This is a genomic window from Pseudomonas sp. KNUC1026, from assembly GCF_021650705.1.
In the GTDB taxonomy this organism is placed as follows: Bacteria; Pseudomonadota; Gammaproteobacteria; order Pseudomonadales; family Pseudomonadaceae; genus Aquipseudomonas.
Genome location: NZ_CP087138.1, coordinates 2446892 through 2461149, shown reverse-complemented (window position 1 = coordinate 2461149; position 14258 = coordinate 2446892). Strand labels below are relative to the sequence as shown.

Genomic DNA, 14258 nt, shown 5'->3' with positions numbered 1-14258 from the left:
TCAGCCAGCCAGTGCCTCATTGGCCTTTTCACTGACGATCTCACCCAGGGCGCGCAGCGCTGCCCCCGGCTCGGCACCTGTACGCTGCAGCGCGTAGAGCTTGACCTCGATCGCAGGCGACACCGGGCATTGGTCGAGCCCGGCCAGGCGCGCGCTGTGAGCGGTGAAGGGGTCGACCAATGCCACGCCTTCGCCGGCCTCGATCATCGCCCGCAACAGCGCCAGGCTTTGAACGCGCAAGTGCAGCCTGGGCGGCGGTGCCAGCTTGCGCAGCCGTTGCTCCAGCGCCAGGCCCAACTGGTCGGGCTGCTCCAGCGCGACCACCCCTTCGCCGGCAAGCAGTGTGAGGTTGGCATGACGCTGCCGGCTGCCAAGCCAGCCGCGCGGTGCGATCAGGTGTACTTTGCCGCTGTGCAGCACGGTGCTTTGCAAGTCCGGGTGGGTGGCAGGTTCCAGGCTCAACGCCAGGTCGCACTGGCGCATCAGCAGGGCCAGCTGCATCTGAGCGAGGTTGGCGCAGGCCAGTTGGCAGGGTGTGTCGGGGAAGCGCCGGCGCAGGGCGGCCACACTGTGTGGCAGCACGTGGCCAATCAAGGCTTCGCAGGCCATCAGCCGCAACGGCGGGGCGTGATGGTCGCGCAATTCGCCGGTAAGCCGCCGAAGTTGTTCCAGCTCCTCGAACAGCCGCTGGCCAGCGCCCTGCAGTTGCGTGGCCTCAGCGGTGGCCTGCAACCGGCCACGCACACGCGAGAACAGCAACAGGCGGTTTTCGCGTTCGCATTCATCGAGCAAGGATTCGACAGCAGAGGCGGGCAGGCCCAGCCAATCACCTGCGGCATTGAAGCTGCCGGTGCGCAGCAGGGCATCGATCACTTCGAGATGGCGCAAGTGCATCAGGGAAGCATCCTGGCTAAGTGCGCCGATTCTGGCACAAGGCTATGCCTGGCGTCTGCGGGCTCAGGGAACGCGGACAATCTCCACGCCACTCTGCACCAGTTGGAAGCGGTCATCACCCAGGTGGGCCACACGGTCACCGATGGCCAGGCGGTAGGTGGTCAGCGGTGCACTGCCCGTTGCGCCATCGGGCGAGTCGACGGCTTCATGGTATTCATGCACTGGGTAGATGCGCCCTTCGGCGTCGCGTGCATGGAATTGCCCAACCAATACTGCTGTCATGATGCTCCAACCTCGAAAGCCACTCGGCAGGCCTGCCGATGCAGCGGTAGACCCTTGTTTTTAGGACAAGTTTTACAGCAGGCGAAAAAAACCGTTGCCAGTGCCTTCAGGCAGTTTTGCAGGATTTATCCTAAAAGCGAGCCAATGTAGCGCGTTAGTCGATTCAGCGCGCCATCAAGGTGCGCCTCGAGGGCTTTTCCGGTAACCTTCGCGCCGCGTTCGCCACCCTCACAAAGGGCGGTGAACGGTGCGCCTGATCCAGGCGCTCCTGTCGATCACCCAAAAGGTAAGCCTCCTCTCCGTCGTACCTTCCTCAGTGTGGTTCTCAAGCAATGAAAGTGTTGAAAGGCCAGGATGTCCTGGCATTGGGTTTCATGACCTTCGCCCTGTTCGTGGGTGCGGGCAATATCATCTTCCCGCCCATCGTGGGCTTGCAGGCCGGGCCTTCGGTGTGGGTCGCAGCGCTGGGCTTTCTCATCACGGCCGTCGGCCTGCCGGTGATCACCGTGATCGCGCTGGCCAAGGTCGGCGGCGCGATGGACGCGTTGAGCACGCCGATCGGCCGCAGTGCCGGGACGCTGCTGGCGGTGGTGTGCTACCTGTCGGTGGGGCCGCTGTTCGCCACCCCACGCACGGCCACGGTGTCGTTCGAAGTGGGCGTGGCGCCGTTGACCGGCGAGGGGCCGTTGCCGCTGCTGATCTATAGCGCTGTGTATTTCGCGCTCGTGCTGCTGGTGTCGTTGTACCCGGGGCGCTTGCTCGACACGGTAGGGCGTTTTCTGGCGCCGTTGAAGATCGTGGCGCTGGTGGTGCTTGGAGCCGCCGCCTTCATGGCGCCGGCCGGCAGCGTGGGGGAGGCCACCCCCGCATACGTAGCTGCGCCGTTCTCCCAAGGGTTCGTCAATGGTTACCTGACCATGGATACCCTGGGTGCGCTGGTGTTCGGCATCGTCATCGTCAACGCCATCCGTTCGCGCGGTGTGGAAGATGCGCAGCTGATCACCCGCTACGCGATCATCGCCGGCCTGATCGCCGGGCTGGGCCTGGTGCTGGTGTATGTCAGCCTGTTCCGCCTCGGTGCGGGCAGCCACACCATTGCCGCAAATGCCACCAATGGCGCGCAGGTGCTGCACGCTTACGTTCAGGCGACTTTCGGCTCGCTGGGCAGCGGTTTCCTGGCAGTTCTGATCGCGCTGGCCTGTATGGTCACAGCCGTCGGCCTGACCTGCGCCTGCGCCGAATTCTTCGGCAAGTTGCTGGGTTACCCGTACAAGGTGCTGGTGGTGGTGCTGGCAGGGTTTTCGCTGCTGGTGTCGAACCTGGGCCTGACCCAGTTGATCCAGTTCTCTATCCCGGTACTCACGGCCATCTACCCGCCGTGCATCGTGCTGGTGGCCTTGAGCTTCGCGCACAGCCTGTGGCGTTCGCCAGCGGCCGTAGTGGCGCCGGTGATGCTGGTGGCATTGGTGTTCGGGATCATCGATGCGCTCAAGGGCGCGGGGCTGGAAGGCTCGATGCCTTCGGTGCTGGCGCATCTGCCATTGGCAGAGCAGGGGATGGCGTGGTTGCTGCCTTCTGTGGCAACACTGTTGCTGGCCGTGATCGCCGACCGTTTCCTGCTGCCGCGTCTTCAGCGCGCCTGATGGAACAAGGGTGCCGGGATCACCGGCACCCTTCGAATCAGTTCTTGCTTGGCGCCGGGGTAGTGGCGTCTGCCGGTGCAGGGGCCGCACCGCTCGGCGTGCTTTCCTGCTGGGCTTTCTGCTGCGCTTCTGCAGCGTCCTTGTTGCCTTGGGCGTTTTCCTTCGCCGCCTCGTTCACGTGCTCTTGCGCTTTATCCATCTGCTGTTGGGCGGCTTCCTTGTGCTCCTGGGCATCCTTGGCTTTGTCGGAGGCGTTGTCACAGGCAGCCAGGCCCAGCGAGGCGGCGAGGATCAGGGCAGTAGCGAAAGTAGTTTTCATGTGGGAGTCACTCCTTTTGGTTTGTGCAGTGTTCGAACTTGCCCGCTTCGGGAGGTTCCGTTCATTGATCAATATAAAGCGTGGATCCGTAAGGAAATTTTCGTTGGGGATGCAGGCTTGAAATCGATTGAGCCGGCCCCATTTGCTTGTCATCGGCCGGCACGCCCCGGCCTTGGCAATCAAAACGGAGTGACAAGACATGAGCGCGGACACTCAAGCGCAGACCCTGGGCTTTCAAACCGAAGTCAAGCAACTGCTGCACCTGATGATTCATTCGCTGTACTCGAACAAGGAAATCTTCCTGCGGGAATTGATTTCCAACGCCTCTGACGCCGCCGACAAGCTGCGCTTCGAAGGCCTGGCCAAGCCTGAGCTGCTCGAAGACGGCGCCGCGCTGCGCATTCGCGTTACCTTCGACAAGGACGCCCGCACCGTCACCCTCGACGACAACGGTATCGGCATGAGCCGTGAGGATGTGATCGCGCATCTGGGTACCATCGCCAAGTCCGGCACTGCCGACTTCATGAAGAACCTCACCGGCGATCAGAAGAAAGACTCGCACCTGATCGGCCAGTTCGGCGTGGGCTTCTATTCGGCGTTCATCGTCGCCGACCAGGTTGACGTGTACAGCCGCCGCGCCGGCTTGCCAGCTGCCCGAAGGCGTGCACTGGTCGTCCAAGGGCGAGGGTGAGTTCCAGGTCGCAACCATCGACAAGCCCGACCGCGGCACCCGCATCGTGCTGCACCTGAAGGCAGACGAAGCCGAATTCGCCGATGGCTGGCGCCTGCGCAACGTCATCAAGAAGTACTCCGATCACATCGCCCTGCCGATCGAGCTGGAAAAGGAACAAGCCCCGGCCGCCGAAGGCGAAGAAGCTCCCGCCGAGCAGGAATGGGAAACCATCAACCGTGCCAGCGCCCTGTGGACCCGCCCCCGAGCTGAAATCAAGGACGAGGAATACCAGGAGTTCTACAAGCACATCGGCCACGACTACGAGAACCCGCTGAGCTGGAGCCACAACAAGGTCGAGGGCAAGCTTGAATACAACTCGCTGCTTTACGTACCGGCCCGCGCACCGTTCGACCTGTACCACCGCGAAGCGCCCAAGGGCCTGAAGCTGTACGTGCAGCGCGTGTTCATCATGGACCAGGCCGAGTCGTTCCTGCCGCTGTACCTGCGCTTCATCAAGGGTGTGGTCGATTCCAATGACCTGTCGCTGAACGTTTCCCGCGAGATCCTGCAGAAAGACCCGATCATCGATTCGATGAAAGGCGCGCTGACCAAGCGTGTGCTGGATATGCTGGAGAAGCTGGCGCAGAACGAGCCTGACCAGTACAAGGGGTTCTGGAAAACTTCGGCCAGGTACTCAAGGAAGGCCCCGCCGAAGATTTCGCCAACAAGGAAAAGATCGCAGGTCTGCTGCGCTTCGCTTCCACCCATGAAGACAGCGCCGAGCAGGACGTGGGCCTGAAGGCCTACCTGGAGCGCGCGAAGGAAGGCCAGGACAAGATCTACTATCTGACCGGCGAATCCTACGCGCAGGTCAAGAACAGCCCGCACCTCGAAGTCTTCCGCAAGAAAGGCATTGAAGTGCTGCTGCTGACCGACCGCATCGATGAGTGGCTGATGAGCTACCTCACCGACTTCGATGGCAAAGGTTTCGTCGACGTGGCCCGTGGCGACCTCGACCTCGGCAACCTCGACAGCGAGGAAGACAAGAAGGCCCAGGAAGAAGTCGCCAAGAGCAAGGAAGGCCTGGTCGAGCGCTTGAAAGGTGCGCTGGCCGATGCCGTCAGCGAGGTTCGCGTGTCGCACCGCCTGACCGATTCCCCGGCTATCCTGGCCATCGGCGAGCAGGACCTGGGCCTGCAGATGCGCCAGATCCTCGAAGCCAGTGGGCAGAAGGTGCCGGACTCCAAGCCGATTTTCGAATTCAACCCGGCTCGACCCGTTGATCGAAAAACTCGACGCCGAGCCTGATGAAGATCGCTTCAAGGACCTGACGCACATTCTGTTCGATCAGGCCGCGCTGGCCGCGGGCGACAGCCTCAAAGACCCGGCCGACTACGTGCGGCGGCTGAACAAGCTGCTGGTTGAGTTGTCAGCGTAAGGTCGTTTGCCAGAAAGCCCGCCAATGGCGGGCTTTTTTCATTTTGTTTGTATCGGGGTTATCCAAGGAGCCTTCCATGAGCACGATTACCCATGAATCGCTGGTGTACCAGGTCGATGGCACCACCTTCGAAAGCCGCCTGGTGTTCGACAGCGATATCAAATCTCCGCGCCCGGGCCTGGTGATGGCGCCGAACTGGATGGGCATCTCCGAAGGTGCTGAACGTATCGCCACAGCCGTTGCGTCCCAGGGGTTTGTGGTCCTGCTGGCGGACCTGTACGGCCAGAGTGTGCGCCCGACCAATGCCGATGAGGCGTTGGCAGCGATGATGCCGCTCAAGAACGACCGTGGCCTGTTGCGCAAGCGCATGAACGCAGCCCTGGAGCAATTGTCCGGGCAAGGCCTGGCCACTGTCGACAAAGCCAACCTGGGCGCATTCGGCTTTTGCCTGGGTGGTGCTTGCGCGCTGGACCTGGCCCGCACGGGCGCGCCGCTCAAGGCCACCGTGTCGTTCCACGGCACGCTGGATGCACCGAACCCGGCCGATGCCAAGAACATCAGCGGTGCAGTGCTGGTGCTGCACGGGGATGCCGACCCGCTGGTGCCTAATGAGCAACTGCCTGCGTTCATCGATGAAATGAACGGGGCGGGGGTGGATTGGCAGCTGGTGAGTTATGGCGGCGCCTACCACTCTTTCACAGATCCTGAAGCCAATAACCCGGGCAAGCAGGAGTACAACAAGAAGGTCTCGGATCGCGCGTTCCAGGCCATGTACAACTTGTTCGCCGAAGTGTTCCAGCCTCAGCACTGACACCGGCCTACAACGAAAAACGGCGCCCGAGGGCGCCGTTTTCATAGGTGATCACGCAGTGATCACTTGCCTTCCCAGCGCTTGAGCACCAGGGTGGCGTTGGTGCCACCAAAACCGAAGCTATTGCTCATCACGGTGTTGAGCTGCACGTTCTCGCGTGTTTCACGCTGGATCGGCAGGTCGGCGACAGCCTCATCCAACTCATCGATGTTGGCCGAACCTGCGATGAAGTTGCCTTCCATCATCAGCATGCAGTAGATGGCTTCGTGCACACCGGCAGCGCCCAGAGAGTGGCCCGACAGGCTTTTGGTGGAGCTGATCGCTGGTGCCTTGTCACCGAACACTTCACGCACACCCTCGATCTCGGCCACATCGCCCACCGGCGTGGAGGTGCCGTGGGTGTTGAGGTAGTCGATCGGGGTGTCGACGGTGGCCAGCGCTTGCTGCATGCAGCGAACTGCGCCTTCACCGCTCGGGGCTACCATGTCGTAGCCATCGGAGGTGGCGCCATAGCCGACGATTTCGGCGTAGATCTTGGCACCGCGTGCCAGCGCGTGTTCGAGTTCCTCGACCACCACCATGCCGCCACCGCCCGCGATGACGAAACCGTCACGCTTGGAATCGTAGGCGCGCGAGGCCTTTTCCGGGGTTTCGTTGTACTGGGTGGAAAGCGCACCCATGGCGTCGAACAGGAACGACTGGCTCCAGCGTTCTTCTTCACCGCCGCCGGCGAACACGACATCCTGTTTGCCCAGCTGGATCTGCTCCATGGCAGTGCCGATGCAGTGCGCGCTGGTGGCGCAGGCCGAGGCGATGGAGTAGTTCAGGCCCTTGATCTTGAAAGGGGTGGCCAGGCAGGCCGAAACGGTGCTGCTCATGGTGCGGGTAACGCGGTACGGGCCGACGCGCTTGACGCCTTTCTCGCGCAGGATGTCGAGGGCTTCCATCTGGTTGAGGGTGGAAGCGCCGCCGGAACCTGCGATCAGGCCGGTACGCGGGTTGGACACCTGGTCTTCCGACAGCCCGGAGTCCTTGATCGCCTGGTCCATTGCCAGGTAGGCGTAGGCAGCGGCGTGGCCGACGAAACGATAGACCTTGCGGTCGATCAGTTCCTCGAGGTTCAGGTCGATGGAGCCTGAGACCTGGCTGCGCAGGCCCATTTCTTGTATTCAGGGTTGTAGCGGATGCCTGGGCGGCTTTTACGCAGGTTTTCGGAGACGGTCTCTTTGTCATTGCCCAGGCACGATACGATGCCAAGACCGGTGATTACGACGCGACGCATGCGAATAACCCTTAGAAATTTTCAGTGGACGTGAACACGCCGACGCGCAGGCCTTCGGCGGTGTAGATCTCGCGGCCGTCGACACTGACCGAGCCATCGGCGATGGCCATGTTCAGCTTGCCTTTGAGCACGCGCTTGATGTGGATGTTGTAGGTGACCTTTTTGGCGGTGGGCAGTACCTGGCCGAAGAATTTCACTTCGCCCGAGCCCAGTGCGCGGCCACGGCCCGGCAGGCCTTGCCAGCCGAGGAAAAAGCCTACCAGCTGCCACATGGCGTCCAGGCCGAGGCAGCCGGGCATTACCGGGTCGCCTTCGAAGTGGCAGCCGAAGAACCACAGGTCGGGGCTGATATCGAGCTCGGCGACCAGTTCACCCTTGCCGTACTTGCCGCCTTCAGTGCGGATGTCGGTGATGCGATCGACCATCAGCATGTTGGGGGCGGGCAATTGCGCGTTACCTGGGCCGAACAGCTCACCGCGACTGCAGCGCAGCAGCTCTTCCCGAGTAAAGGCGTGTTGTGTGGTCATGCGAGCTCCTCAATAGTCCCTGCTGGGCAGGGCGATCTTCCCGGCCGGCCCTCCGGTGTCATGAACCCGGCCGGTTTGCACAGTCATAGACTATTGCGTTGAAAGTAAAGTCACAGCCGGGCGGAAACAGAATGAACAACTGTTCACTGAAAACCTGCACCCGGCAAATGGCACGCGGCACTTTATCATCGTTGCGCGCAGGTTTCGACCATGGCGAACGGCGTGTGTTGCTCAACCCAGCCAGCGGCCGAGCAATTGCTGGAGGTCGGCGCGCTTGAAGGGCTTGGCCAGGTAATCGTTCATGCCAGCAGCCAGGCACGCTTCGCGGTCGCCAAGCAGCGCGTTGGCGGTCAGTGCAATCACTGGCAGTTGCTGGCGGCCCTGCAGCCTGCGGATGCGCCGGGTGCTTTCGTAGCCGTCGAGCACCGGCAGGCGGCAGTCCATCAGCACGGCATCCCAATGGTGCTGCCTGACCTGCTCGAGGGCGGTGGCACCGTCGCCAACCACTGTGACGCTATGCCCCAGGCTGCGCAGCATCGCTTCGATGACGGTCTGGTTGACCGGGTTGTCTTCGACCAGCAGGATCCGCGCGGTGGCAGGGGCCGGGGCGGCTCGCAAAACGCTGCCGGCTCCTCAGGGGGCGACGGTGTTACGGGGGCTGCATGCAGTGCCAACGGAATTTCCAGGGTGAATACCGACCCGTGGCCTTCCTCGCTGCGCGCGCGCAAGGTGCCGCCCATGCGTTCGGCCAGTGTTCGCGCGATCGGCAGGCCCAGCCCGGTGCCGCCGTAGCGGCGCGAGATCGAGCTGTCGGCCTGTCGAAAGGCAACGAACATGCTTTCGAGCACCGGCGCGCCGATACCGATGCCGGTGTCGCTCACCGAGCAGGTCAGCCAGGCCAACTGGTCATCCAGACGCTGGCAGCTTGCCTGGACGCGCACGGCGCCGTGCTCGGTGAATTTGAGCGCATTGCCGATCAGGTTGACCAACACCTGGCGGATGCGTGTGGGGTCGCCATTGACCTCCCAGCCCTGGCTGGCTTCGCCCAGCTCAAGCTGCAGTGCCAGCCCCTGCTGCTGAGCGGTATGAGCGAAGGCGCCGACGCTGCCCCGAATCAGCTCGGCCAGGTTGAACGGAATGTGCTCCAGCTCCAGATTGGCGCGCTCGATGCGGGAGAAGTCGAGGATGTCGTTGATGACCTTGAGCAGGTGTTCGGTGGACTGGGTCGCGAGCGTTGCGTACTCACCCTGTTCTTCGGTCAGAGGCGTGGTCTCCAGCAACTGCAGCATGCCCAGCACGCCGTTCATCGGCGTGCGCAATTCATGGCTCATCATGGCCAGGAACTCGCTTTTGGCATTGTTGGCTCGCTCGGCTTCCTCACGGGTCTGTATCAACTGCGCCATGGCCTCGCGCTGCTCGCGGCTGGCCTGCTCCAGCCCCAGGGCCAGATCGTTGATGTGCCGGGCCAGTTCGCCCAGCTCGCTGTCGCGCTCCTCGGGCAGAGTGGTGCGGAACTCGCCGCGGCGAATCGCCGTGACGGCCTCGCTCATGTCACTGATCGGCTGTGAAAGGCTGCGCGCCAGGCGGCGGGCCAGCAGAAAGGTCATCAGCAGGGTAAACAGAGCCAGCACCCCGGCCTTGAGCAGGATTTCCTGCTGGCGCTGATTGAACGCGTCATCGGACATGCCTACCAGCACCCGGCCCAGATAATCGTCGGCATGCAGAGGCTGGGAACCTGCGCGCTCCGGGTCGGCATCGGCCTGTACAAAGCGCTGAACGCGAATGGGCGCCTGAAACACCTCCATTCTGGGCGCAGGCGGCGCCTCACCCGGCTGTTCGACGTGCGCCAATACCTTGCCGGCGGGGTCCTGGACTTCCAGAAAACGCACGTGCGCGATGTTCAGGGTGCCCAGCAGCAGGCTGTCGAGCACTGGCTGGCTGGCAGTGACCACGCCGTATTCTGCCGCCGGCGCCAACTGAGTGGCGATGAGCTGGCCGGTATGGTTCATTTCCTGGCGCAGGTCCTGAATACGCACGAAGGTAAAGAAGAAGATAAGCAGCAGTGTCAGCAGCAGGGCCGGGCCCAGGCTGATGATATGAGTGCGGGCGTGAATGTCGCCGCGCCACCTGAAACTCATGGAAACGATTCTCCGAAGGCGCGGTCGAGAGCAGGGCGGGGCGCTATCTTACCCGGCTGGCCGCGGCGCGGCCAATGCCGGCGGACGGGCAGGGCTGCGCAGCTGGGCTGGCCGTGCCGGTCTGGGGTCGTATAATGGCCGCGTCGCTTCGTTGGAGCGTTCTTCTGGATTGATTATGACTGAGCGACAACCTATCGCAGTACTGGGTGGCGGTAGCTTCGGCACCGCCGTAGCCAACCTGTTGGGCGAGAACGGCCATGCCGTTCGCCAATGGATGCGCGACCCGGTGCAGGCCCAGGCCATGCGCGAGAACCGTGAAAACCCCCGTTATCTCAAGGGCATCGCCCTGCACCCGGCGGTGGAGCCCACCACCGATCTGGCCGCCACGCTGCAGTGCGCCTCGCTGATTTTCGTGGCGTTGCCCTCCAGCGCTTTGCGCGCCGTGCTCGCACCGCATGCCGCGACGCTGGCAGGGCGCATGCTGGTAAGCCTGACCAAGGGCATAGAAGCCGATACCTTCATGCTGATGAGCGAGATCCTCGCCGAAATCGCGCCCGAAGCGCGCTTGGGAGTGCTTTCCGGGCCAAACCTTGCCCGCGAGATTGCCGAACATGCGCTCACCGCCACGGTGGTGGCCAGTGAAGACGAGGAGCTGTGCCGGCGGGTCCAGGCCGCGTTGCACGGCCGAACTTTCCGCGTTTATGCCAGCGCCGACCGGTTCGGTGTCGAGCTGGGCGGCGCACTGAAGAACGTCTATGCCATCATCGCAGGCCTCACCGCCGCCCTGGGCATGGGTGAGAACACCAAGAGCATGCTGATCACCCGCGCGCTCGCTGAAATGACTCGTTTCGCAGTCAGCCAGGGCGCCAAGCCCATGACCTTCCTCGGGCTTGCCGGGGTAGGCGACCTTATCGTTACCTGTTCCTCGCCCAAAAGCCGCAACTACCAGATCGGCCAGGCGCTGGGCCAGGGCCTGAGCCTCGAAGATGCCGTTGAGCGCCTGGGCGAGGTTGCCGAAGGCGTCAACACGCTGCGTGCGCTCAAGGCCCGCGCCGATCAGCTCGGCGTCTACATGCCTCTGGTCGCGGGGCTGCACGCGATCCTGTTCGAGGGGCGTACGCTCGATCAGGTCATCGAGGCACTGATGCGCGCAGAACCCAAGACCGACATCGACTTCATCTCCACTGAAGATTTCACCTGAAAGGACGCCCCATGGCTCACTCTCCCCTGCAATCGGAACACGAGTCACTGCTGCTGCGTGTGCTATGGATGCTGCTCTACCTGCTCGGCTGGCAGGTCGGCCAGTTCGTGCTGGGCCTGCTGGTGCTGGTTCAGCTGGTGTATCGGCTGGTCTACGGCGCGCCCCAGCTGGGGCTGATGAACTTCGGCGACAGCCTGAGCCAGTTCATGGCGCAGATCGGCCGTTTCGGCAGCTTTCACACTGAGCAGAAACCCTGGCCCTTCGCCGACTGGCCTGCACCCCGCCCGGCAGAGGGCCAGCCTCAGCAGCCGGCGCCGGGCCAGGAGCCTCGCCCATGAAGCTGTGGGTGATGCGCCACGGTGAGGCGGCGGCCCAGGCTGCCACCGATGCCCTGCGCCCCTTGACCGACCATGGCCGCCGACAAGTGCTGCATAACGCCGCGCACCTGTTGGGCCGGCCTTTGGCCGGTATTCTCGCCAGCCCCTGACCTGCGCGCCCAGCAAACTGCTCAACTGGTGCAGCAGGCGCTCGGTGGTACGCCTGCGTTGCACACGTTGCCCTGGTTGACGCCCGACAGCGAGGCCGAGCATGCGTTGGCAGAGCTTGACCGCCATCACTGCCAGGGCGACTGGTTACTGGTGAGCCATCAACCGTTGGTCGGCACGCTATTGGGCCTGCTGGAGCGCGGGGAGCTGGCCAGCCCCTGGCCCATGGGCACCGCGGCGTTGGCCGAGCTCGAAGGCGATGGCGCCTGGGCCGGCCTGATGACGTTGCGCGCGTTGCATCCCTCACCACAATGACTGCAGGAGCCGCCGCGATGGCCTTATGGAAGACTCTACCTGATCTGGACCAGCTCAACGCCCGGCAACGCAATACCATCGGCGAAGCGCTGGATATCCGCTTCGAATCCTTTGACGATCAGTCCCTCACCGCGAGCATGGCAGTGGACGCGCGAACCCACCAACCTCAGGGCATTCTGCATGGCGGGGCCTCCGTGGTGTTGGCCGAAACCGTTGGTTCCAGCGCCAGCTACCAGTGCATCGACACCGCCAAGTTCTATTGCGTAGGGCTGGAGGTGAATGCCAACCACCTGCGCGCGGTTCGCAGCGGGCGCGTCAGTGCCACCGCCCGTGCCGTGCACATCGGGCGCAGCACCCACGTCTGGGACATTCGCCTGGCCGACGAAAACGGCCGGGCTTCGTGTATCTGCCGCCTGACCGTTGCGGTGGTCCCACTGGGCGAAACCCCGGCTGGGCGTTGATGGGGCGCGGCTCGATCGGCCGCTGTTTAGGCTGATCCGCAGGTTGTCGCCGCCAGGCGGCTTGTCGAGAATGGCGCGATCCTGCACCCCGAGCATCGTCACCATGGCCGAGCCGTTGTTCTTTGCCCACGCCAACGGCTTTCCCAGCGAGGTCTATGGCAAATTGTTCGATGCCTGGGCGCCTGCTTACCACGTCGCGCACCTGGGCATGCACGGCCACGATCTCCGCTATCCGGTAAGCGATAACTGGCCAGCGCTGGTCGATGAGCTGATCGAACACCTGCGCCGCCAGCCGGGGCCGGTGTGGGGGGTTGGGCACTCGCTGGGCGGTGGCTTGCACTTGCACGCAGCGCTGCGCCATCCCGAGCTGTACCGTGGCCTGGTGCTGCTCGACTCGCCGTTGTTGACCACCCTGGATCGCTGGTTGGTAGGTGTAGCCAAGCGCCTTGGGTTGATCGACCGCATCACCCCGGCTGGCCGTACGCTGGGGCGGCGTGAGTGTTTCGAAGACCTGCCGGCGGCGCGCGCGTACTTTTCCGGCAAGGCGCTGTTCAGCCGATTCGACCTCGATTGCCTGGAGGCCTACCTCCTCCACGGTTTGCGCGAGGAGGGCGGCGGCCTGCGGCTGCGCTTCGACGCTGCCACCGAAATCGCCATCTACCGTAGCGTGCCACACCGCCTGCCGGCGCCGATGGCCAGCCTGCGTGTACCGCTCGCGCTGGTTCAGGGCAAGCTCAGCCGTGTGGTGTTGCCGCACCATCGTTGGCACGCCCGCAGCCTGGCCTTGGGTGAATTTCATCGTATGCCGGGAGGGCATATGTTTCCTTTCGAGCATCCCCTGGCAACGGCCGAGCTGGTGAGCAGCATTCTCAAACGATGGGAGGGCAATGGGCGATGACGGCTCAGCAACAGGTCAATTTCACGTTGCCGCATGTCGAGCTGGCAGGGCAACTCAGCGGCCCCGCCGATGGCATGCCTTGCATCGCCTTGCATGGCTGGCTCGACAACGCCGGCAGCTTTGCCCGGCTCACGCCCAGACTTGCCAGCTTGCGGCTGCTGGCGCTGGACATGGCCGGGCATGGGTTGTCCGGCCATCGCGCTGCAGGTGCCGATTATCCGTTGTGGGCCTATGCCGAAGACGTGTTGCATGTTGCTGCGGCGCTGGGCTGGCAGCGTTTCAGCCTGATCGGCCACAGCCTGGGCGCGATCGTATCGGTGCAGCTGGCCGCTGCCTGCCCGGAGCGTATCGAGCGGCTGGCATTGATCGACGGCCTGTTGCCACCGACCGAGGCGGCTTCCGAGGGCCCGGCGCGGCTTGGCCAGGCCCTGGCCGAGCGGCTGGCGTTGGGGAGTAAGCGCAAGCCGGTGTATGCAGAGGCCGAGCGCGCGTTGCTGGCCCGCCAGCGTGGGCGCTTGCCGCTGAGCGAAGAGGGGGCGCGGCTGCTGGCCGAACGTGGGCTGATGGCGGTCCCGGGCGGCTTTACCTGGCGCACCGACCCTCGGTTGATGCTCGCCTCGGCGCAGCGGCTGCAGCCGGAACAGGCACTGGCCTATGCCCGTGCAGTGAGCTGCCCGGCATTGCTCATTCTCGCCGAAGGCGGCCTGCTCGAGGCGCAACGGCCGCTGATCGCTGAGCTACCCTTCGAGCAGGCCATTTTGCCCGGCGGGCATCATCTGCACCTGGATGACGAAGCGGGCGCCATTCTTGTAGCAGGTTGTATCAATCGCTTTTTCAAGGATTCTTGACTTGCTGGGGCGAACTGCTGAGGCTTGGCGGCCGTTTTCAAGG

General features: G+C 63.5%; 11 protein-coding genes and 4 pseudogenes. 9 read left to right on the top strand and 6 right to left on the bottom strand.

From position 1 onward, the window contains the following. On the bottom strand, window positions 1-894 hold the full coding sequence (locus LN139_RS11365; protein WP_236359973.1) for a LysR family transcriptional regulator: 894 nt from the start codon (window positions 892-894) through the stop codon (window positions 1-3). Between the two features lie 63 nt (window positions 895-957). Beyond that, complete coding sequence (locus LN139_RS11360) at window positions 958-1176, bottom strand: hypothetical protein (protein WP_236359971.1); 219 nt, start codon at window positions 1174-1176, stop codon at window positions 958-960. A gap of 332 nt (window positions 1177-1508) precedes the next feature. On the opposite strand from LN139_RS11360, the gene brnQ reads away from it, so the two are divergent. After that, window positions 1509-2819, top strand: coding sequence for a branched-chain amino acid transport system II carrier protein (gene brnQ, locus LN139_RS11355; protein ID WP_236359968.1), 1311 nt, complete (start codon window positions 1509-1511; stop codon window positions 2817-2819). Between the two features lie 37 nt (window positions 2820-2856). Here brnQ and LN139_RS11350 read toward each other — a convergent pair whose 3' ends face one another. Continuing rightward, window positions 2857-3138: a hypothetical protein gene (locus tag LN139_RS11350; protein ID WP_236359966.1), complete on the bottom strand. Its 282-nt coding sequence runs from the start codon at window positions 3136-3138 to the stop codon at window positions 2857-2859. A 199-nt stretch (window positions 3139-3337) separates the two neighbouring features. On the opposite strand from LN139_RS11350, the pseudogene htpG reads away from it, so the two are divergent. Both htpG and LN139_RS11340 read left to right on the top strand, forming a co-directional pair. Next, a pseudogene (gene htpG / locus LN139_RS11345) lies at window positions 3338-5249 on the top strand (molecular chaperone HtpG). Between the two features lie 76 nt (window positions 5250-5325). Continuing rightward, window positions 5326-6060, top strand: coding sequence for a dienelactone hydrolase family protein (locus LN139_RS11340; RefSeq protein WP_236359964.1), 735 nt, complete (start codon window positions 5326-5328; stop codon window positions 6058-6060). Window positions 6061-6122: 62 nt separating this feature from the next. Here the strand turns inward: LN139_RS11340 and fabB are convergent. From fabB to LN139_RS11325, 3 genes and pseudogenes are all read right to left on the bottom strand, one after another. Then, a pseudogene (gene fabB / locus LN139_RS11335) lies at window positions 6123-7342 on the bottom strand (beta-ketoacyl-ACP synthase I). Window positions 7343-7353: 11 nt separating this feature from the next. Continuing rightward, entirely contained in the window at window positions 7354-7869 is a 516-nt protein-coding gene (gene fabA / locus LN139_RS11330; RefSeq protein ID WP_236359962.1) for a 3-hydroxyacyl-[acyl-carrier-protein] dehydratase FabA, read from the bottom strand. Between the two features lie 231 nt (window positions 7870-8100). Next, window positions 8101-10007 (bottom strand): annotated as a pseudogene (locus tag LN139_RS11325) (response regulator). Between the two features lie 175 nt (window positions 10008-10182). On the opposite strand from LN139_RS11325, the gene LN139_RS11320 reads away from it, so the two are divergent. From LN139_RS11320 to LN139_RS11295, 6 genes and pseudogenes are all read left to right on the top strand, one after another. Further along, window positions 10183-11208, top strand: coding sequence for an NAD(P)H-dependent glycerol-3-phosphate dehydrogenase (locus LN139_RS11320; RefSeq protein WP_236359960.1), 1026 nt, complete (start codon window positions 10183-10185; stop codon window positions 11206-11208). Between the two features lie 11 nt (window positions 11209-11219). Next, window positions 11220-11546 (top strand): DUF4389 domain-containing protein, encoded by a 327-nt coding sequence (locus LN139_RS11315; RefSeq protein ID WP_236359958.1) that lies wholly within the window; start codon window positions 11220-11222, stop codon window positions 11544-11546. Continuing rightward, window positions 11543-12008 (top strand): annotated as a pseudogene (gene sixA, locus LN139_RS11310) (phosphohistidine phosphatase SixA). The gene LN139_RS11315 and the pseudogene sixA overlap by 4 nt, the downstream one beginning before the upstream one ends. A 17-nt stretch (window positions 12009-12025) precedes the next feature. Next, the gene (locus tag LN139_RS11305; protein ID WP_236359955.1) at window positions 12026-12469 is read left to right on the top strand and encodes a hotdog fold thioesterase; all 444 of its coding nucleotides are present in this window, start codon (window positions 12026-12028) and stop codon (window positions 12467-12469) included. A 103-nt stretch (window positions 12470-12572) separates the two neighbouring features. After that, entirely contained in the window at window positions 12573-13367 is a 795-nt protein-coding gene (locus tag LN139_RS11300) for an alpha/beta fold hydrolase (RefSeq protein ID WP_236360368.1), read from the top strand. Then, window positions 13364-14215 (top strand): alpha/beta fold hydrolase, encoded by an 852-nt coding sequence (locus LN139_RS11295; protein ID WP_236359953.1) that lies wholly within the window; start codon window positions 13364-13366, stop codon window positions 14213-14215. The genes LN139_RS11300 and LN139_RS11295 overlap by 4 nt, the downstream gene beginning before the upstream one ends. The last annotated feature ends 43 nt before the right edge of the window (window positions 14216-14258 follow it).